At 37.9% G+C, this 19,544-nt stretch carries 17 protein-coding genes and 1 tRNA gene; 12 read left to right on the forward strand and 6 right to left on the reverse strand.

The genetic code is table 11. The features are described 5' to 3' along the window. Window positions 1–142: 142 nt before the first annotated feature. Complete coding sequence (locus I6F49_RS06560) at window positions 143–541, forward strand: DUF4405 domain-containing protein (protein WP_231615051.1); 399 nt, start codon at window positions 143–145, stop codon at window positions 539–541. Next, complete coding sequence (locus tag I6F49_RS06565) at window positions 541–834, forward strand: hypothetical protein (protein ID WP_197179327.1); 294 nt, start codon at window positions 541–543, stop codon at window positions 832–834. The genes I6F49_RS06560 and I6F49_RS06565 overlap by 1 nt, the downstream gene beginning before the upstream one ends. A gap of 66 nt (window positions 835–900) precedes the next feature. On the opposite strand, the gene I6F49_RS06570 is transcribed toward I6F49_RS06565, so the two are convergent. Next, window positions 901–1,893, reverse strand: coding sequence for a fatty acid desaturase (locus I6F49_RS06570; protein ID WP_166421293.1), 993 nt, complete (start codon window positions 1,891–1,893; stop codon window positions 901–903). Window positions 1,894–2,283: 390 nt separating this feature from the next. Between I6F49_RS06570 and I6F49_RS06575 the strand changes: the two genes are divergently transcribed. Further along, window positions 2,284–2,368: transfer RNA gene (locus I6F49_RS06575), tRNA-Leu, on the forward strand. Between the two features lie 300 nt (window positions 2,369–2,668). Here the strand turns inward: I6F49_RS06575 and I6F49_RS06580 are convergent. Together I6F49_RS06580 and I6F49_RS06585 are read right to left on the reverse strand one after the other, a co-directional pair. Continuing rightward, window positions 2,669–3,139, reverse strand: a complete 471-nt coding sequence (locus tag I6F49_RS06580) for a GFA family protein (protein ID WP_197179329.1) — start codon at window positions 3,137–3,139, stop codon at window positions 2,669–2,671. Between the two features lie 149 nt (window positions 3,140–3,288). After that, window positions 3,289–4,122, reverse strand: a complete 834-nt coding sequence (locus I6F49_RS06585) for a mechanosensitive ion channel family protein (RefSeq protein ID WP_197120322.1) — start codon at window positions 4,120–4,122, stop codon at window positions 3,289–3,291. Between the two features lie 370 nt (window positions 4,123–4,492). On the opposite strand from I6F49_RS06585, the gene I6F49_RS06590 reads away from it, so the two are divergent. The 6 genes from I6F49_RS06590 to I6F49_RS06615 all read left to right on the forward strand — a co-directional run bounded on the left by I6F49_RS06590 (window position 4,493) and on the right by I6F49_RS06615 (window position 13,891). Then, the gene (locus I6F49_RS06590) at window positions 4,493–4,879 is read left to right on the forward strand and encodes a hypothetical protein (RefSeq protein ID WP_165741090.1); all 387 of its coding nucleotides are present in this window, start codon (window positions 4,493–4,495) and stop codon (window positions 4,877–4,879) included. Between the two features lie 330 nt (window positions 4,880–5,209). Continuing rightward, a complete protein-coding gene (gene gss, locus I6F49_RS06595; protein ID WP_197179331.1) occupies window positions 5,210–7,078 on the forward strand; it encodes a bifunctional glutathionylspermidine amidase/synthase in 1,869 nt (622 codons plus the stop codon). 136 nt (window positions 7,079–7,214) lie between these two features. Further along, a complete protein-coding gene (locus I6F49_RS06600; protein ID WP_165727644.1) occupies window positions 7,215–7,583 on the forward strand; it encodes a DUF2237 family protein in 369 nt (122 codons plus the stop codon). A gap of 236 nt (window positions 7,584–7,819) precedes the next feature. Then, complete coding sequence (gene dps / locus I6F49_RS06605) at window positions 7,820–8,344, forward strand: DNA starvation/stationary phase protection protein Dps (protein WP_010553097.1); 525 nt, start codon at window positions 7,820–7,822, stop codon at window positions 8,342–8,344. A 624-nt stretch (window positions 8,345–8,968) separates the two neighbouring features. Further along, a complete protein-coding gene (locus I6F49_RS06610; RefSeq protein WP_165727645.1) occupies window positions 8,969–11,908 on the forward strand; it encodes a TonB-dependent receptor in 2,940 nt (979 codons plus the stop codon). 243 nt (window positions 11,909–12,151) lie between these two features. Further along, on the forward strand, window positions 12,152–13,891 hold the full coding sequence (locus I6F49_RS06615; RefSeq protein WP_197179333.1) for a SulP family inorganic anion transporter: 1,740 nt from the start codon (window positions 12,152–12,154) through the stop codon (window positions 13,889–13,891). Window positions 13,892–14,106: 215 nt separating this feature from the next. On the opposite strand, the gene I6F49_RS06620 is transcribed toward I6F49_RS06615, so the two are convergent. Beyond that, window positions 14,107–14,784: a glutathione S-transferase family protein gene (locus tag I6F49_RS06620; RefSeq protein WP_197179335.1), complete on the reverse strand. Its 678-nt coding sequence runs from the start codon at window positions 14,782–14,784 to the stop codon at window positions 14,107–14,109. Window positions 14,785–14,961: 177 nt separating this feature from the next. Here I6F49_RS06620 and I6F49_RS06625 point away from each other — a divergent pair, with 177 nt between their 5' ends. Then, window positions 14,962–15,732 (forward strand): DUF1223 domain-containing protein, encoded by a 771-nt coding sequence (locus tag I6F49_RS06625; protein WP_197179336.1) that lies wholly within the window; start codon window positions 14,962–14,964, stop codon window positions 15,730–15,732. 25 nt (window positions 15,733–15,757) lie between these two features. On the opposite strand, the gene I6F49_RS06630 is transcribed toward I6F49_RS06625, so the two are convergent. Continuing rightward, complete coding sequence (locus I6F49_RS06630; protein ID WP_197179338.1) at window positions 15,758–16,411, reverse strand: hypothetical protein; 654 nt, start codon at window positions 16,409–16,411, stop codon at window positions 15,758–15,760. A gap of 183 nt (window positions 16,412–16,594) precedes the next feature. Here I6F49_RS06630 and I6F49_RS06635 point away from each other — a divergent pair, with 183 nt between their 5' ends. Beyond that, a complete protein-coding gene (locus I6F49_RS06635; protein ID WP_197179340.1) occupies window positions 16,595–17,953 on the forward strand; it encodes a serine hydrolase domain-containing protein in 1,359 nt (452 codons plus the stop codon). Window positions 17,954–18,117: 164 nt separating this feature from the next. Here I6F49_RS06635 and I6F49_RS06640 read toward each other — a convergent pair whose 3' ends face one another. Continuing rightward, the gene (locus tag I6F49_RS06640) at window positions 18,118–18,939 is read right to left on the reverse strand and encodes an AraC family transcriptional regulator (protein WP_197179342.1); all 822 of its coding nucleotides are present in this window, start codon (window positions 18,937–18,939) and stop codon (window positions 18,118–18,120) included. A gap of 126 nt (window positions 18,940–19,065) precedes the next feature. Between I6F49_RS06640 and I6F49_RS06645 the strand changes: the two genes are divergently transcribed. Next, complete coding sequence (locus I6F49_RS06645) at window positions 19,066–19,536, forward strand: YHS domain-containing (seleno)protein (RefSeq protein WP_024599510.1); 471 nt, start codon at window positions 19,066–19,068, stop codon at window positions 19,534–19,536. Window positions 19,537–19,544 lie beyond the last annotated feature (8 nt).

Consider the following 19,544-nt stretch of genomic DNA (forward strand, 5'->3'; position numbering starts at 1 on the left):
CAGTAAGACCTTTACCAGCTTGAAGTTCAGCTAATGCTTTGTTGAAATCGAAAGATTGAGTCATGTGTCACTCCTGTTTTCTTAATAATACTGAAATGACACAGATTTCTAAACACTACCCACCTTACTGCTTATTAGCTTTATGTTAGTAAGTGCACCACAAGCAACAGGCGTCCCTTTACACGAATGGTTTAGCATCTTTTTTATAGTGCCTTTTGCAATTCATTTATTACTTCATTGGGATTGGATTCAACGTAGCTTTAGCCGTTTATTAGCAAACATAACAGCGCGTGAACGGTTTAATATTATATGGGACTACCTACTTTATATAATGATGTTACTGGTATTTGTGAGTGGCTTTTTAGTGTCGGTTGCTCTACTACCTGCGCTTGATATTAGTTTAAACATTCAAGACTTTTGGTCAAAAATACATCACGATTCGGCCACTTTTATTATGCCAATGTTAGGTGTTCATTTAGCGCTTAATTTAGGATGGATATTAAAGCTAACAAAACGCATGTTTGCAAAGGAGGCTAAATAATGAAGCACTTAAAACAACAGTGGAAAACCCGCACCAGCATCGTTTTAATTGTATCTGTTTTAGTGAGCCTTATATTGGTGACTTTGGAGCGAACAGATTGGGCAATGCAAATAAACCTACAAGGTTATAGCCACGGCTCACCTGAAGGAGAAAAGCCAAATATAGCGCCGATATTGATGTATATTTTACCGTTTGTAAAAGAACTCGTTTTAATTGGCGTGCCGATGTTATTAACGCTTGGAATAATAAAGTTATTTGGATTGATAAAAAAGCGATTTAAAAGAGCGGATTAATTTATAGATGATTACTTTAGTTTTATATCCAACTAAAGCAATCATCCGTTATTACCCAGGTTTAGGTTATGCCTTGTAAGCATTCGCATTTTTAATGCTGTCAAAATCGTTAAAGCGCACGTTATGCTGTTGCATCACTTTAAGTATTTTTTCACTTAGCATTTGGCGTAAATAAAACGGCTGATTTGGTACAAAGTGATGAATGGTATGCGTTTTACCAAAATTAAAACAAAACAAGTGAAACGGCATAAATAAACGACTCGTTAGTACATGAGTTTGCTCAAGCATATTATTAACGCCGCCATAGTAATGCATGCTTGAGGTAACAAAATTAAGCGAGCTTGAGCGAATAATATTAGGCACAATAAGCACGACCATTAAAAATTCAAACACGTTCATTGTGCTTAGTACCCAGCTAGGTGAATTTAGCGAAAGTGGTATAAATAAATCCACGATATGAAACACAATAACGCTGTATAAAACAGTAAAATACGCAGTCGCTATCGGAAACCCCGCATTAAAAACACTCGAAAAACTAAAGCCATTAATTTCTTTTCTAAAACGTTTAGTAGAAATAACTAACCCTAATAACCCATCCATAATAACTAGCGCACGCATAAATGGATTTTTAATACCATTGCCCACCAAGCGTTCTTCTAAGTCTTGTTGTGTGCCTGAGGTTTTGTGATGGTGTAAATGCATTTTACGTCGGTACCACGGGCTAATAGTATTTGGCCGCATTAACCATACTGTTAGCATCATAAAATTATGCATAAACGGCTGGTTACTAAAGTATTGTTTATGTATAAGATCGTGTTCTAACTCATGGGAAATAGACGCAGCAATAGCCGCAAGCACTATGCACACCCAAGCAGGTATTATGGCTAAATAATATAAAACCCCAACGCCAATAAGAGCACTCAGCGACAGCAATAAAATGATTAACCCTAAGGTATTTTGATGTGCAAGTAATGGATGCTTTTGACGAAGTAATGCTTCCTCTGCCTTAATTGCTTTAACAATCGCTTGAATGTTCTGTTTGGCACTTAATTGGGTCATATATAATGTCTTAAAAACCTTGTTGCGCAAATAATACCTGAATTAAGCGCAACATCGGAATAAAGCGGGAATAATTATCATAATGTATTGAGCTATTACCAATAGTTCAATTGTTTATTTATTCAATCGCATAACAAATTTAATAGCACTCATAACCCAAAATATTCGCTTTATATATCAGCCAAAAAGACTTAAAAAATTTACCAGTGGAGTCTCCTTGCTACAAACGATTAATTATCAACCAGTTGTTATTACAAACAAAAGAAAATGCTTGCTGCTCCCTCTATTGTTTGTATAATGCGGATACAGAATAAGAGGTATATAAGTATCCTTTTTATTTTAAGTGGTTTTTCTTTATTTTTTATATTTAAAAGATTAAAGAAAAATTATGCCAGCGTGATGAAATTGGTAGACATGGGGGATTCAAAATCCCCTTCCGAAAGGAGTGCCGGTTCGAGTCCGGCCGCTGGTACCACTTTTTGAACCTCAGCTAATTATTGGCTGAGGTTTTTTTATGTCTAAAATTTGGCTAGTAATACCAATCTGCTTATACCAATTCCATTAAGTATGTGATCTTAATTTTACGCCGAAAAAACAATTCAGTTCTAGGCGTAAATTGATGTAAATGGTTGTTCCCTTTGTGAAATTGACAACAAAGAAATGGGTTGTTTTAGCAAGTAAAATAGATTAGCTATTTATTGGAATTGGTATAACTATCAATCCAATAACTCATGACTACAAAGCTAAAAGCGCAGCCTTTTAGGTCATACCTATTTTATTGTTCTAAGTTTAAGCGCTGATGCCAAGCAGCGATACTTTCATCAGGGTACTCTTCAAATTGCTTATCACCTTCGTTAATGGCCGCATTTACCCAATTTGCTTTACTACCAAGCATTAAATGAGTGCGCTCTGGCGGTATGGGTAACTCACTATCAATAGCACCTGCAAACGGATGAACTTGCTCAGGCCAACGTGCATCGTATAGCCACAAGTTTGTACTGCAATGCTTACAAAAATGGCGCTCTGCCGGGCTGGTTTTATCACCTATTTTTGCATGATAAATGGTAATGTGTTCACGCCCCTGCACTTCAAGCGTTTTATACTCTGCGCTTAAATTAATAACAAAACCTCCGCTACCTGCGGTTTTTCTGCATACAGAGCAATAACATAAATTGTAAGGATAAGGGTGCTTTGAGTTGACGGTAAATTCTACTTTGCCACAGTGGCAAGAGCCGTTTAACTTCATAATAAATCCAATTTTGTAGCTGGCTTGAATTAATACATTAACTAGATACGCATAAAAAAACCACAACAATTATACGCTGTGGTTTTTTAATATCTAATTAGTTTAAACTTTAAGAGTCACTCTTTTTGTTTAAACTTAAATATATAAAATTAATCTTTGCTTTCGTTAACTAAAATAACTTTACGATGTGGGAAAGGTATTTCGATGTTGTTTTCATCAAGTGCTTTTTTAATTAATTCTGGCACCGTATAAAGAATATCGAAGTAATGCTCACCTTTACAAAAAGGTCTCACTAAAAAGTCTACTGAGCTGTTGTTAAGCGTTTCCACTTCAACAAAAGGAGCGGGATCTTTTAATATATGCGGATGCGCTTCAAGTACTGCATCAATAACTTTACGTACAGCCGTTGTATCTTCACCGTAAGCAACACCAAAATGCATATCAACACCACGAATTGGATGATGTGAATGGTTAATAATTTGCGCACCCCAAATTTGACTATTTGGGATAATAACCTGTTGGTTATCGAACGTTTGTAAAATAGTAGTAAACATATCTACTTCTGTTACTTTACCAAAACGCCCTGCGGCCTCAATAAAGTCATTTACTTTATAAGGTCTGAAAACAAGTAGCATAACGCCTGCGGCAAGGTTCGACATTGCACCTTGTAACGCCAAGCCTATAGCAAGTCCCGCAGCACCTAGCAAAGCAATAATAGAGGCCGTTTGTACACCAAAGCGATTTAACACAGCAATAATAACGAACGCTAATATGATGTAGCGAGCCATACTGCCTAAAAAGCGAAAAAGCGTATCATCAAGATGAGTGTATTTATGGCATAAGCCAATAATTAAATTGCGTACTTTGCCTGCCAGCCATAAGCCCGCAAGTAAGATTGCAATCGCTAGTAATATGTTGGTTGCCCACGTAATTGCAGCGGGTAAATATTGATTAATATCAATGTTGTTTATTATATCTTCCATTTTTTTTCCTGTTTTAAAAACTTTTAACTGACTTCAATTCATACTAAGCGCAATAGTTTAACAAAAAATTAACTAAAGTACGACTATAGGAGTAATTTAAAACATAAAGAAAGAGCGTTCCCTCAAAACATGTCATCGCTCACGTAAATCTTTCAACACATAATTTTGCTTTAACCCTTGGTCTACAGCTTAAATAATTCAACTTTAACTTGTTCATAAATAAAGCTAATACCCGAAATAAATCTCGGTTAACTCTCTTAATTTTCTAATTACTGCTGGCACTCATCTATAAATTTACCGATAATCTCACCTAAGCGCGCATATATTGGCGAGACAACACAATTGGATGAAATTAAAACAAAGGATTATTATGAAAAAGTACTCAATTTTACTTACAGCGGCAACACTTACTGTACTTGCTGGTTGTTCAACATCTGTTGCAGTAAGAGACTTTGAACAAAACCCTATTCCACAAACATCAACAATTACCAACAGTGAAGCTGACGTAGAAAAAGGCATTCTAAAGGCATGTATTCAGCTTGGTTGGAAGTGTACGCCTATGAGTGAAGGTAAAATAAAAGGTGTACTGGATATTCGCACACACCAATTAACTATCGATATTGCGTATAACAAAACGGCATACTCAATCAACTATAAAGACTCTATTAACTTAAACTACAACGGCAAAAAAATTCACCGCCAATATGTTAATTGGGTATCAAACCTAATACGCCATATAGATGCTGAAATGATTTAGCAGCGCGTTAACCTGCTTTACATATTATAAAAATCACTAAATATGAATAATAAAAGTGGAGAAGTTACCTATAGCTTCTCTATTTTTTAATTGAGATTTAAACAGTAATAATCATGCCAAAATATTAATAAATTTCAACTAGTTACAAGCAAAATAAGCACCAAACCTAACATTCTTAGTAAAAGTACTCTCCCGTATTTTCACTCTTTAATGAATGAGTGATTTTTTACTTATCCCCCTTCGTAAAAACATATTTTATATCTTGCTATAACGCAGTTTCGCTCATATAGTCAGCAAATTATCACACCTTTATTTTGAACATCTTTGTTTATGAAATCTTCTGCTCCTGCTAGTGATTTTGGTACCTTATTAGGTTATGCACCTGGTAATGTTGCTGTGTACTCATCTGATTATGATACGGCTGACGAAAGTATTTATCCTAATCGTAGCGCCTACCGTAGTTACCTTGATGGCATTTACATGGGCTATAAATGGCAATGTGTTGAGTTTGCACGGCGATGGATGTATCTCAACCATAGTTATATTTTTGATGATATTGCTATGGCTTACGATATTTTTGAGCTGCGTTCTGTACGCGATGTAAATAGCCAAAACAGACTGCCACTAAACGCGTTTAAAAATGGTGCTAAACATCATCCGCAAGTAGGTAGTTTACTTATTTGGGAGGAAGGCGGCGAGTTTGAAGAAACAGGCCATGTTGCTGTCGTTGTTGAAGTGCACGAAGATAAAATACGCCTTGCTGAGCAAAATGTAGGACATCAAATATGGCCAAAAGATCAAAGCTGGTGCCGTGAACTAAAAGCAAAAGTAACTAAAGATGGCGACTATTGGATTGAGTGCTCTTACAGCGACGCCACTATTTTAGGCTGGATGACACAAACTGATGAAACAGAATATGCTGAGCCAACGTCTGAGCTAAACACTGATTTATTTATTATAGAAGCCCATAAAGCAGTAGATACAGGCCAAGCAGACAAGTCATGGTTAAATATTGCGAATGACGATGAAGCTGCCTACGTAGAAATGATGCAAGGCCATAAACTTACATCAGTAGCTGCGGATCAACATAATTACTTTGCGATATCTCAAACGGCGCAGCAAAGCATTGAGCATGCAACAAATGAGCTGCATGGCTTATTTATGCATGCAACCGACTATGTACTGCAGCACCCTGAGTTATTAAAAAAGTTTAATTTACCCGATGTTGTGATTAATAAAATTCGCCAATCGTGGGATAACCGCTTAAACCAATTAATTACCAGTCGGCTTGACTTTGCTTTAACAGCAGCCGGTTTAAAAGTTTACGAATACAATTGCGATTCGGCATCGTGTTACATGGAAAGCGGCAAAGTTCAGGGTAAATGGGCAAAACACTTTGGTGTTAAAAAAGGTGTAGATGCAGGCCAAAATTTATTTAAAGATCTCGTAAAAGCATGGCGTAAAAGTGAGGTGAAAGGTCTTGTTCATATTCTGCAAGATGATGAACCAGAAGAGCATTACCACGCATTATTTATGAAAGAAGCCATTGAAGCCGCGGGCTTTGAGTGTAAGTTAGTAATTGGCTTAAGCACACTTCGCTGGAATGAATCAGGCAACATAGTAGATGAAGACGGCGCACAACTGAGTTACGTGTGGAAAACGTGGTCGTGGGAAACCGCACTTGATCAAATTCGTGAAGAATGTGAAGCCGACCAATCATTAGGTGATAACTTTGAACCACAATTCAAAATTGGTGAAACGCCACGCTTAGTCGATGTACTGCTGCGTAAAAACGTCATGGTATTTGAACCGCTGTGGACATTGATCCCAAGTAACAAGGCTATTTTACCAATACTGTGGAGTTTATTCCCTAATCATAAATATTTACTTAATACCGCGTTTGAACTTAACGACGAGTTATTACAAACCGGTTATGTAGTTAAACCAATAGTAGGACGTTGTGGTGCTAATATTCAACTTGTTGATGAACAGCAGCAAGTTATAGAAAAAACAATGGGGCACTTTGCCGAGCAAGACCAAATATACCAACAACTATTTGCACTGCCTAAAGTAGATGACTACTTTGTACAAATATGTAGTTTTACAGCCGCCGGAAAATACTCTGGTGGTGGCGTACGTGTTGATAAAAGCATGATCATAAACGGCCATAGCGATTGTATGGCACTGCGTATTAAATAAATAATACTAAGCCCGCAATTTTGCTGCGGGCTTAAGTTTGTGTAGACCCCCTTTCCTCTTTTAAGTTTTATAGCTATCTCAAGCGAGTTACTCCTGATAGAGTAAATTTATTAAACACCACAAATTAAGGTATTTCATGGCGAATCAATTTAATGTACTCGGCACACGCTTAAAACTATGTTGCGGTAATGGTGGCTACACACGTGAAGGGTTTTGTTATGTACCAGAATCAGATCTTGGTAATCACAGTGTATGTGCAATTATGACTGATGAGTTTTTACAGTTTTCAAAATCACAAGGTAACGATTTAATAAGCCCGAACCCTCTTTACGATTTCGAAGGTTTAAAAGCCGGTGATAAATGGTGCTTGTGTGCAGTAAGATGGCTTCATGCTATTGCAGCGAGCGTAGCGCCACCAGTGGTACTTGAAGCCACAAATAAAAAATCATTAGAAATAGTGCCGCTCGATGTTTTAAAAGCGCACGAATATATAGCCAAAGTTTAAATACACTTAAGCGTTATTAAATTAAAGTCTGCAGATTTTACAAATGTATGCAGGCTTTTCAAAAATTCAATCACCCCTCCAGCCTCTAAAACCTTAAATAAAAACATAACCCCATGTTTTTAAATTACTTTTAAAAACAATCAGCTTACGGCATAACAGTTGCTTCATTAAGTTTAAGTCATGCTCATAACGCAACATATTATATGAGCAACACATTACTTAATGTAGGAGAAATTATGAGTAACAATAACGAATCAAACAAAACAACTAAATTTACCGCGCCAGGTATGAGTGACGAATCAGCTCAAAAAACAATAGCTACGCTAGATAACCGCATGGTTGCATTGATAGATTTACAGCTTACTTTAAAGCATATTCACTGGAACGTAGTGGGACCTAACTTTATTGGCGTACACGAAATGATAGACCCACAAGTAGACATTGTGCGCGAAATGACAGATACAATTGCAGAGCGAATTGCGACTCTTGGTGGAGTGCCCGTTGGTACGCCTAAATCAATTGTAGATCGTCGTACATGGAACGAATACTCAGTAGGTAAAGGGTTAGTAACCGAGCATTTAGCCGCACTTGATAAAGTATACAACGGCGTTAATGGCGATCACCGCAAAGCAATTGAGACTCTTTCTGAATTAGATCCGGTGTCTGAAGATATGATCACCAGCCAACTAGCTGACCTAGAGCAATTTCAGTGGTTTATTAGAGCCCATTTAGAATCATCTACAGGCGAGTTAAAAAGCTAATATATTTAATCTAAGAAAGCCCAGCATTAATATGCTGGGCTTTTTTTTGCGTAAAAATCACTCTATTTATAATAATATATAGATATATATCAGTAAGCTCTAATACAAAATTCATATAAAAACAATAGAAAATTGGTATTACCAAAACAAATAACCAAAATAAAATTGAATGATTTTATACTCCTTACTATTTCGCAAATTTATAAGCCATACCCAACCTTTAATGAACATCTCATTATTTTAACATCACTTAAAAAACAAACTAAATACGTATAAAAGTACGGCATAAAATTTAAAAATAGCACTAAAAAATGTATTTAATAGTACAAATAATATAAAAAAACGCCTTTGGTAAACATACTTCAATAAAATTCACTCAAAATATAAAAAATAAAAATACACCATAAGCCATTAAATTTATTAAATATAAGCAAAATAAAAGAACACTTTGTAATACACCTTGTGAATTTTTGGTAAACAAAGGTTGTAATAAAAGCTGAATTGGACTAATTTCAACCATACCACCTGTATGACACACTACAGGGAAATAGCAGTTAAATTGGTTAACCAAACCAAGTAACAACACACACAATGACGTAAGTCGTACCCAAACGGGAGAGATACATGAAACTCAATCAAATTACTTCAACATTAATTAATAAACATAAAAGAAGTAGCTCTACAACAATCAGTGCAGCAGCCCTTTTATTAATGGCTTCTTCTACTATTGCAGCGCAAGAGGCTCCGGCAGCTTCAGAAACGGCAGCTGCAGATATTGAAGTTATTGAAGTAAAAGGCATGCTAGGTAGTATGAAAGCCGCCGCTATGCTTAAGCGTACTGACGGACGTATTGTAGATGCGATTGTTGCTGAAGACATTGGTAAGTTACCTGATAATAATATTGCAGAAGCACTGCAACGTATTACTGGTGTATCTATTAATACCGATTTTGGTGTGGGTGACAGTGTTTCGATTCGTGGCTTACCTCAAAACCGTGTTGAATTAAACGGTCGCTCTACTATTGGCGACTCTCGTGACGGTATTAGCTTACAAGATTACCCATCAAGTTTCTTAAAAACAGTAGAAGTAGTTAAGTCTCCTACTGCCGATATGATTGAAGGTGCATTAGGCGGAACAGTTAGCTTAAAAACAGTTCGCCCATTAGAGTTAGATAAACTAACTGGCGCAGTTTCATTAGATGGTGAATATGCAGATAAAACAGAAAAAGTAGCACCTATTTTTAGTGGTTCACTTGGTAACAACTGGGACTTTGACGAAATGGGTACCTTTGGTGCTATTGCTATGTTTTCGTATCAAGATCGTGAAATTCGTCAAGATGAAACGTCTAGCCGTGTTAAACCTCAAGACATTGATATTAATGGCCAAGAAGGTAATACACCAAGTGGCAACGCTATCGTACGAGACGAGCACAGTGTTGAACAATATGTAGAACAACGTAAACGTACTGCTGTAAATTTATCACTTCAGTGGGCACCGCAATCTGGTAATGGCATGGTGTATCTAGATTTAAGTGGCACTAAACGCTCTGGTGAGCAAAGTGGTAACTCTATATTAGGTGTTGCGGGTTCGTTATCAACAGATGCAAATACAACTCAAGATGCTAACGGCGTAAATAATTACACGCTAACAAACGAATTTGGTATCCCTAAAACATACAGTGACTTTCGTGAAACTGACTCGTTTTCAAATGCACTTGGTGCAGAGTGGAACCTTACTGACAGTATAAAAATCTCTGGTGAAATTGCAGTAGCATCATCAGAAAGCGTAAGACCTGATTCTGAATTTACACTTCGCCCAATCGAAAAATCAACATTTGAAGCAAGTGGCGGAACTCAGCTAACAAATCATTTATATGATGGTGCATTTTCTCAAGACGGTAATAAATTACCAAGCATCATTCATTCAGATCCAAATGCATTTACTGACCCACAAAACTTAGCACTGCGTACGTTTAAAAGTGAAGATAGAAGAACAGACAATGACGAAACAGCTATTCGTTTTGATGTTGAAATGTTTGAACCTCTCAGCAGCTTAAGCTGGGTGTCTAAAGTAAAAGCAGGTGTACGTGTTACTAACCGCGATTACGAATATGAGCAATACAAAGTAGAAATTAAAGACATTTACAAAAATGCATTTAACGACTCAGATGGTTCATTAGCTACTTTATGGGTTGATGACTACAACGCTGCTTTTTCAAATAGCTTCACAACAGTTAGCCACGACAACTCTTTTGACCAATTAGGTAATTCTGGTCAAAACGACCTACTAACGTTTTTAAGCTACAACGGTTTATCTAACCCAGCAAATACTTATGCTCAACTTCAGCAGTTACTTGCAGGTACTAACCTAGCGTCAACAGGGAGTCTTTCAGATAACCAAGAGTTCCAAGAAAGCGCATACCGTAACGTAGTTGAAGATACAGCAGCTGTGTACATATCAGCGTACTTAGACTTTGATAACATCACTGCGATTGTGGGTGGTCGTTATGTGACTACAGATTTAGAATCAAGCGTATTTCTTAATGGCGAAAAAGTAACTGGCGACAATGACTACAGCGACTTTTTACCAAGCTTAAACGTTACGTATAACTACTCAGACGAAACATTATTCCGCTTTGCTGCTGCAAAAGTTATGCGCCGCGCTGACTTTAGCGAGCTAAGCCCTGCATTTGACGTTAATAACGATATTACGGGTGCAACGCAAGGATCTATTGATTTAGAACCATACCGTGCAACGCAGTACGACTTATCAGTAGAGCATTACTTTGATGAAGGTAACGTACTATCTTTCGCTGTATTTTATAAAGATGTTGAGTCTTTCTTAAGTAACGAAAGCAGCTGTCAGGCTTCTTCAAGCACTTCAACTGGTCAAAACGTAACTCAATGGAACCAAGTATGTCAGCTTGACGTTGCAGGTGTTTCACAAGACAACCTAGTATACTCTGACGCAACTGATTTCCCTGTAGATGCAGATGGCTTTAACCATGTTGCAGGTCTGCGTGATGCAGGACTAACGGGTATCGATACAGTTAAAAATGTAAATGGTGAAAACGGCTCAGTACAAGGTTTTGAAGTGGGTTACCAACAGTTCTTTACAAGCTTACCTGGTGCATTTTCTGGCTTAGGTGTTAATGCAAACTACACGTATGCAGACAGCGAACAACCAAACGGCAACCCATTATTAGATATTTCTAAAAATACATATAACTTACAAGTATTTTGGGAATACGAAGGGTTCTCTACTCGTATCGCTTATAACTACCGTGACAGTTTCTTAGATACTGAAAACGAAAAACGCGTAGAAAATATTAACTCAGATGGCAGTATTTCAGCAGAAGGCACTGTTTACGGTAATAACTACCGTGACGACAGAGGCCAGTTAGATTTCTCTGCAAGCTGGGATATTAACGAAAATATTACGCTAGTAGGTAATGCGACTAACTTAACGGGTGAGCCTTCAATCTACCTATCTGAACTAGGTGGTGCTTGGAAGTACACTGAAGCGGATCGTCGTTACAGCTTTGGTATTCGCGCTAAATTTTAATTTTCCCTGGAAACTAAAGCCTGCTTTATGCAGGCTTTTTTACGTCTATAAAAAAGTGGCTTTATATTATACAACCTTATTAAAAACATGATTATTCTACCGAGTTAAATAACCCTCCATCGCTATAGTAAATAACTAATTCAATACAGTGGGTATTACGTAAAAAACACTCCCACCTAGCTATACTTATTTGAATATTAAATTTACTATCAAAACGTTGTAACTATTAGCAAGGATACTGAAGTGCTGTCGCGTTTATATAATTTTATGCCGGGTTTAGATACATTGCTGCACTACGAGCGACAATGGTTTGCTGATGATGTAAGAGCAGCGCTATCGGTAGCTGCCGTAGCTTTACCTGTTGCCATAGCCTATGCGCAACTAACCGGTGTTAACGCCGCCGTCGGGTTATATTCTTGCATACTGCCAATGATGCTATATGCACTTTTTGGCACTTCAAAACAGTTAATAGTCGGTCCTGATGCTGCTACCTGCGCCGTTATTGCCGCCGTAGTAACACCTCTTGCTGCAGGCGACAGCTTTAAGCATTGGCAACTTGTTGTCACCATGACCGCTATGACCGGCTTTTGGTGCTTTATAGCCAGTAAATTTAAGCTAGGTGTATTAGCCGACTTTTTATCTAAACCTATTTTAATGGGGTTACTAAACGGCGTAGCCATCACTATTATTGTGGGTCAGTTTTCTAAAGTATTTGGCTTTACTTTTGACGAGCGCTACTTACTTGAACGCCTAGGTGGTGTGCCCACATATCTAGCGCAAACACATGTTCCCACCTTACTAATGGCTTTGTTTACACTGGCGGTCTATTTTGCCATGAAACGCATAAGACCCACGTGGCCTGCGTCTATGTTCGCCATAGCTTTTGGTGCGCTTTTGGTATGGATTTTTGATTTAAAACAATTTGATATAAAAACCATTGGCACCGTAACTGGCGGGCTTCCTGTTTTTAATACCCCTGTTTTTGACTTAGGGATTATTCGTGAGCTAGTAGTACCCGCACTTAACTTAGCCATTGTTAGCTTTGTAAGTATGATGCTAACAGCGCGCAGTTTTGCCGCTAAAAACGGCTACGACATAGACGCAGATAAAGAATTTAGAGCGTTAGGTATAGCAAATATAGCATCAGCTCTTTCGCAAGGTTTTGCAGTCAGTGGCGCCGACTCGCGCACCGCTGTTAACGATGCAACAGGAGGTAAAACGCAGTTAGTATCGATAATTGCAGCGGCCATTATTGCTGTCATAGCCGTATTTTTAACAGCCCCACTTGAATTTATTCCAAGCGCAGCGCTAGGTGTTGTCCTTATTATTGCCTCTGTACATTTACTCGATTTAAAAGCCGTTTGGCAATTAAAACGAAAAGATAAACAGGCATTTTATCTCGCCTCAGCCACCTTACTTGCGGTGTTATTTATTGGCGTTATACCAGGGATCACACTTGCTGTATTACTGGGGTTATTTCAATTTATTCGCACTGTTATGCGCCCAACCGACAATATACTCGGCGTAGATATCAACGGCGTAGTAAGAAGTTTAGATGCCACTGATAAAGCAAAAGCAGTGCAAGGCGTATTTATTTATCGCTTTAATTCACCTTTAACTTACTTTAATGCCAGCTATTTTAAACGCAGATTACTAGAACAATACGCAAGACAAAAAGACGATACACAATGCGTAATAATTGACGCAGTGCCCTGCTTTACTCACTTAGATTTGAGTGTAATGGCCATGCTTGCCGATCTCGACGTTATATTTAAAAAGCGCGATATAAGGCTTGAACTTGCAGGCAGAAAACGCCAGCTGCTCTCATGGTTTGATATTGCAGGAATGAAGTCAGGAACAGAAGGTATATACATTCACTCAGACCTATACATCGCCCTAAAAAGAAATAGCGTAAGCCAGCACACCGAGGAAGTTAATTTATTCGTGGCAGATGAAAATAAAGAGGTGCTGACACAACCATAAAATACTAAACAGCAGATCAGCTAACTGATCTGCTGTTTATACCAATTCCAATAAATAGCTGATCTATTTTACTTGCTAAAACAACCCATTTCTTTGTTGTAAATTTCGCAAAGGGAACAACCATTTACATCAATTTACGCCTAGAACTGAATTATTTTTTCGGCGTAAAATTTAGATCACATACTTAATGGAATTGGTATTAGTATTGAGTGCTTTTATACTTTTGGGTAGTTTGAAGGGAAAAACGCTTTTTTAGCGTCTTCATCAAACTCTTTTTTAAATTCGATGTCAGTGCCAATTGCGCGTGCGCGTGCAACCGCTGGGCGGTTATTAATGCTTTCAAACCAGCGCTTAAGATTTGGGTACGGTGCTAAGCCCTCTTCGCCCAGTACAACTCGCGCTTTATCAATCCAGCCCCATGCAGATACATCAGCAATAGTATACGTATCACCCACAATAAAGTCGCGCCCTTCAAGGTGCGTATCAAGCACTTCGTAATGGCGCTGCGCTTCACGTAAATAGCGATTAACCGCGTAATCAAGCCCTTCTGGCGCCATATGTCTAAAGTGTACACATTGCCCTGAATACGGACCCAAGCCAGATGCGATAAACATTAACCACGACAGCATTTCAGCGCGGTCATCGCTCTTGCCTTCTAGCTTTCCATATTTTTCAGAAAGGTACATTAAAATAGCATTCGAATCGAACACACGCGTTTCACCATCAACAATTGCTGGTGCTTTAGCGTTTGGATTAATTGCTTTAAATTCAGGTGTATGTTGCTCACCTTTTAAAGTATCAAGAGGAACAAGTTCAAACGGTAAGCCTGTTTCTTCTAAAAAGAGTGCAACCTTCATTGGGTTAGGAGTATGGTGAAAATAAAATTTAATCATGTAAAGTTCCTCAATAATTGAGCAACGATTAAAACACAACTTGAGCGAGTGTTCAAATTAAGTTTTTAATAAGTAAAATATACAATTAAAACGTGATTTAATTGTGAGTATTTCGTGATACTTCATTCGTAAATATCATTTAAGCTGAATGCAATATCAGCCTTTGCGAGAAGCAACATGCCTTTTAAAGCACTATCCCGTCCATTTTTTATCTCACTTGTTGGGTTAATAATTTTTTGCTTTCAAAGCCAAGCGGCTGAGCAAGTAACTATTTCTAGTACAGCTAATCCCACTACCTTTTTAGAACTTTACACATCGCAAGGTTGCAGTAGCTGCCCACCAGCTGAAAAGTGGATTTCAAAATTTACAGATGATGAAAAACTATGGACTGATTTAATCCCTATTAATTTTCATGTTACTTATTGGGATTATTTAGGATGGAAAGACCCGTTTGCCTCTGCTGTTTTTAGTAAAAGACAACGTACGTATAAGGCACTCGGTAAAAGTAGGATTGTAGCAACCCCAGGATTTATGGTTAACGGTAGCGGGTGGCAAGGTTGGTTTTATAAGCAAGCTATCCCTAAAGCAAGCACACCTCATTTAGGTAATTTACGCGCCACTATAAACAATAACAAAATTAAGATTAACTATAATGCAACTGATATTAAGTCCAGTGCCAATCAAAACTTAATAGCCCATGTTGCCTTGCTAGGATTTGGGATAGAAACACAAATACACAATGGTGAAAACGCGGGTCATAAGTTAAAACACGACTTTGTTGTTATTGGTTACGAGCAAAGTGACATGCAAATCAAGCAACAATTAACATCCGCTAATTTAGCCCTGCCTAGCGCTAATAATGTAATGCCAATTAAGCAAGCCTTAGTATTTTGGGTATCTAAAAAAGGCGACCCGACGCCACTACAAGTTGCTGCTGATTGGCTTTAATACGGATAAAATAAACCGCTGAAGTTTAAAAGTAAGCCACTATAATACCTTTAACTATACAGCTAGTTAGTAGTCCACTCATGGCCATATACGTAAACATAAAGCGTTGCTCAGAATCTGTTTTAAACACGAAAGCGACTAAGTAAAGAGTAGTAATAATAGCTACGCTTAGCATAAGCCCATAAATAAATGAGCCGCAATAATGTGGTAATACAGCTAAAGCGAGTGCGATTAAATTAGTTCCAAAGAATGCTACGGGCTTTTTAATGCCTCGTAAAATGGCAAACAGCGGTATAACAAAAGTAAGACCATATAACCAAATTATATGAGTAGACCATTCGTGACTTAAGGGGGATACAACTTCAAAAGTAGAAAGCTTAAAATTACTCGTAAAGGTCAATACCGTATTAATAATTATACTTACAATAAAAGCCCCTATAAATAGAGCGACTAACACCACAATTGCACCACCTGCGGTAGCTCCTGCTTTCTCTTTTTCTATAATTAGAATAATGACACTTAACAGCCCACTTAATTGTAACCACTGCCAATAATCGCTCGTAAATAGCGGAATAGCAGCTAAAACGATCGTAGTTATAATTAACTTACTTCCATCATTTGAGCGCAATAAATAAAAGGCCATTATGGCAATATAAAATAGAGCCGTTACATCAGGCATATCAACAACTTCCTTGTAAAAATATAATAAAAACCAATAAACGCAGCGATTATACCTATTACTGAGCCCCTATAAAATCCGATAATTGTGTTTACTTTTTAGCTATGCAATATTAATTCACTAATAAGCACAAGGATCGCTAAGCCTACCCGAAGGTTTGGTATAAAAATTAAAAGGATGAATATGATTAAGCCATTTTACGCTAGCTGTTTGTTAGCCTTCTCGCTATTAATACCTAACTTTGTAAAAGCAGAGCCAACAGCTTTGCAGTATCAGCAAATTCTTAACGATAACCTTGCTGAAAACGAGCCAGGGGTATCGGTAATTATTAGCAAAAATGGCAAAGTACTTTTTAAAGGATCGCGCGGGCTTGCTAACCTTGAGCACAACATTGCACTTAACGAGCACAGCGTTTTACGTTTAGGTTCTATTTCAAAGCAATTTACTGCCGCTGCAATTATGATGCTACAAGAGCAAGGTAAGTTATCAACCTCAGATGATATTCATAAATATGTTGCAAGCTTTCCTACTGAGGGCAACCTCGTCACTATCGAAAATTTGTTAACTCATACATCGGGCATTGCCAACTACACAGATGACGACGACCTATTCGATAAAGAAATACAAGTACCCACCAGCGTTGACGATACACTAGCGCGTTTTGCCAAGCACCCAATGGTATTTAAACCCGGCGAAGCGATGGCTTATTCAAATACCGGCTATTCGCTCCTTGGGAAAATAATTGAAGTAGCGAGTGGGCAATCTTATAAAGACTTTATTGAACAAAATATATTTAAAAAACTAGGAATGACTCAAAGCAGCTACGAAGGACAAGAAATTATTGCCCATCGTGCAGCTGGGTATGAGCAAACAGAGCAAGGTTTTATAAACACAAGTTACATTAATATGGACTGGCCATATGCCGCAGGGGCGCTTATATCGACCCCTACCGACTTAAACATTTGGTTTAGTGCGTTATCATCTGGCAAGCTAATTAGTAAACCAAGTTATGAAAAAATGATCAGCCCCTTCAAGCTCAACAACGGCAGCTTTTCATCCTACGGTTATGGATTAATTATTAAGCCCTTGAATGAATACACCGTAATTAAACACACTGGCGGAATAAATGGCTTTTTAGCGCACGCACGCTACATACCAGAGCAAAAGTTATATGTAGCCGTACTGGCTAATTCAAACCACATAAACCCTATTTTTATGAACGAAAAACTCACCGCTAAAGCGCTTGGTATCGTACTGCCCGAGTTTAAAAAAGCCGATATAACAGCGCAACAACTAGCGCCTGTATTAGGTGATTACCGAATTGATAAAAACACTTTACGCAGCCTCATTTTTGAAAATAATACTTTGTACTCACAGCGCACTGGCGGCGATAAAATAAAACTTATTACCATGTCTGACAATAGCTTTTACTATCCTAATTCAAACAATTACTTAGTAATAGAAAAAAACAGCCAAGGGCAATTAGTGATGAAACATTTTAGTGGGTTATCAATAACTCCTACCAAGGCGATTAAAATTTAATTTCAAGATTATCCAAATAGCAATGCCCGAAGTTCACTCAAGTCGTAACCTCGGGCATGACTGGTTTTATCGTGATTCTGAGGTAAATTAAGACCCTATTAATTTGATATTACAAAAAGCTTTACCAGATTCGAAAACGCAGCTTACTCAAAGAAACTAAAAATTTACTGCTGGCTCAATAACCACTCCTTTGGCGCTTGCCCTGTTTTTTTTCTAAATACACGAGCAAGTGCAGAGCCATTTTCGTACCCAACCTGATTAGCCACTAAATCCATATTTTGATTTTTTAAAATAAGCTTTTTAGCGACCGACAAACGCCAATCAGCTAAATAGTCAGCTGGTGTTTGCTCTATAATTCGCTTAAACGTATCGGCAAATTTAGAGCGCGACATACCACACGCCTCAGCCATAACACTAAGCGACCAGTTTTGCTCTGGGGTTTGGTGTATTTTTATTAATACTTTAGCCAACTGAGGATGGGCAAGCCCTGCCATCATCCCGGTTTTAATTGCGCCCTCTTCTAATACCTTGCGCAAAACACTAATTAAAAACACATCGCATAAGCGATCTATAATTAAATCCTTACCGCTGGCGTCTTTAAATGCCTCTTCAAAAATCCAAAAAGCGCTTTGATCTAATAATCCATCACCTTTTAATTCGTAATTTAAACAAAAAGGCAACGCCTGTAATAAAGGGCTATGCCCTCCACTTTGATAGCTAATTTGCGCACACACTAAATCAGCACCATCGTCCTTATCCGAAAACAAACAATGCCCAGTAGAGTGAGGAAAAAATATAACCGAAGGCTTAGACAAAACCACTTCAAAACCACTGTTACTGCGCACTTTTAACGTACCTGAACGCAATAAATGTAAATGCCCAACACCTTGGTCGTTACTAAAATCGCTAGTACCGCACATGTTCCCACTAAAAAACACATTAGCGTTAAGTGAAAAATGACTCAGAACACTCGAAAGCACATCCATAAACGCCTCTTTGGATTATTGGTATGAAAATACAGACTAATAGACGCATATTAACCAAGCAATAACGATAAAGTACAGTTGAGTTTTAAACAAACACACTAATTAAATTACCCTTTGGAGATACACATGAAATTTTCGACACTCACTAAATCAGCTTTTTTTGCAGCATCAGTCCTTGCAAGTTCACTAAGCTTTGCAGCAGATATAGACGCAAATGCCGACGTTAACGACATTGCAATTAGTGGCTACGATACTGTTGCTTACTTTACCCAAAACAAAGCGGTAACAGGCAGTTCTGAATATACCGCAACGCATAAAAATGCCATTTATAAATTTACCTCAGCTAAGCACCGCGACTTATTTAGAGCTAACCCAGAAAAGTACGCACCACAATTTGGTGGCTTTTGTGCGTTTGGTGTATCAATGGAGAAAAAGTTTGACGTAGATCCTGAAGCTTTCAAAATTGTTGAAAATAAACTTTATTTAAATCTTGATAAATCAGTTCAAAAACAATGGCTAAAAGACGTACCTGGCTTTATTACTTCAGCCGATTCAAACTGGTTTGACATAAAAGACAAAACAGCAAAAGAGCTTTAATAAAACCA

This window comes from Pseudoalteromonas sp. SWN166 (assembly GCF_015864485.1).
Lineage (GTDB): Bacteria > Pseudomonadota > Gammaproteobacteria > Enterobacterales > Alteromonadaceae > Pseudoalteromonas.

Bases quoted from the DNA above. Each gene is read 5' to 3' on its own strand.
- I6F49_RS06570 (WP_166421293.1), bottom strand. From the start codon at position 1,893: ATGACCCAATTAAGTGCCAAACAGAACATTCAAGCGATTGTTAAAGCA.
- I6F49_RS06630 (WP_197179338.1), bottom strand. From the start codon at position 16,411: ATGCCTGATGTAACGGCTCTATTTTATATTGCCATAATGGCCTTTTAT.
- I6F49_RS06585 (WP_197120322.1), bottom strand. From the start codon at position 4,122: ATGGAAGATATAATAAACAACATTGATATTAATCAATATTTACCCGCT.
- dps (WP_010553097.1), top strand. From the start codon at position 7,820: ATGAGTAACAATAACGAATCAAACAAAACAACTAAATTTACCGCGCCA.
- I6F49_RS06580 (WP_197179329.1), bottom strand. From the start codon at position 3,139: ATGAAGTTAAACGGCTCTTGCCACTGTGGCAAAGTAGAATTTACCGTC.
- I6F49_RS06625 (WP_197179336.1), top strand. From the start codon at position 14,962: ATGCCTTTTAAAGCACTATCCCGTCCATTTTTTATCTCACTTGTTGGG.
- I6F49_RS06645 (WP_024599510.1), top strand. From the start codon at position 19,066: ATGAAATTTTCGACACTCACTAAATCAGCTTTTTTTGCAGCATCAGTC.
- I6F49_RS06635 (WP_197179340.1), top strand. From the start codon at position 16,595: ATGATTAAGCCATTTTACGCTAGCTGTTTGTTAGCCTTCTCGCTATTA.
- I6F49_RS06640 (WP_197179342.1), bottom strand. From the start codon at position 18,939: ATGGATGTGCTTTCGAGTGTTCTGAGTCATTTTTCACTTAACGCTAAT.
- I6F49_RS06600 (WP_165727644.1), top strand. From the start codon at position 7,215: ATGGCGAATCAATTTAATGTACTCGGCACACGCTTAAAACTATGTTGC.
- I6F49_RS06610 (WP_165727645.1), top strand. From the start codon at position 8,969: ATGAAACTCAATCAAATTACTTCAACATTAATTAATAAACATAAAAGA.
- gss (WP_197179331.1), top strand. From the start codon at position 5,210: ATGAAATCTTCTGCTCCTGCTAGTGATTTTGGTACCTTATTAGGTTAT.
- I6F49_RS06590 (WP_165741090.1), top strand. From the start codon at position 4,493: ATGAAAAAGTACTCAATTTTACTTACAGCGGCAACACTTACTGTACTT.
- I6F49_RS06620 (WP_197179335.1), bottom strand. From the start codon at position 14,784: ATGATTAAATTTTATTTTCACCATACTCCTAACCCAATGAAGGTTGCA.
- I6F49_RS06560 (WP_231615051.1), top strand. From the start codon at position 143: ATGTTAGTAAGTGCACCACAAGCAACAGGCGTCCCTTTACACGAATGG.
- I6F49_RS06565 (WP_197179327.1), top strand. From the start codon at position 541: ATGAAGCACTTAAAACAACAGTGGAAAACCCGCACCAGCATCGTTTTA.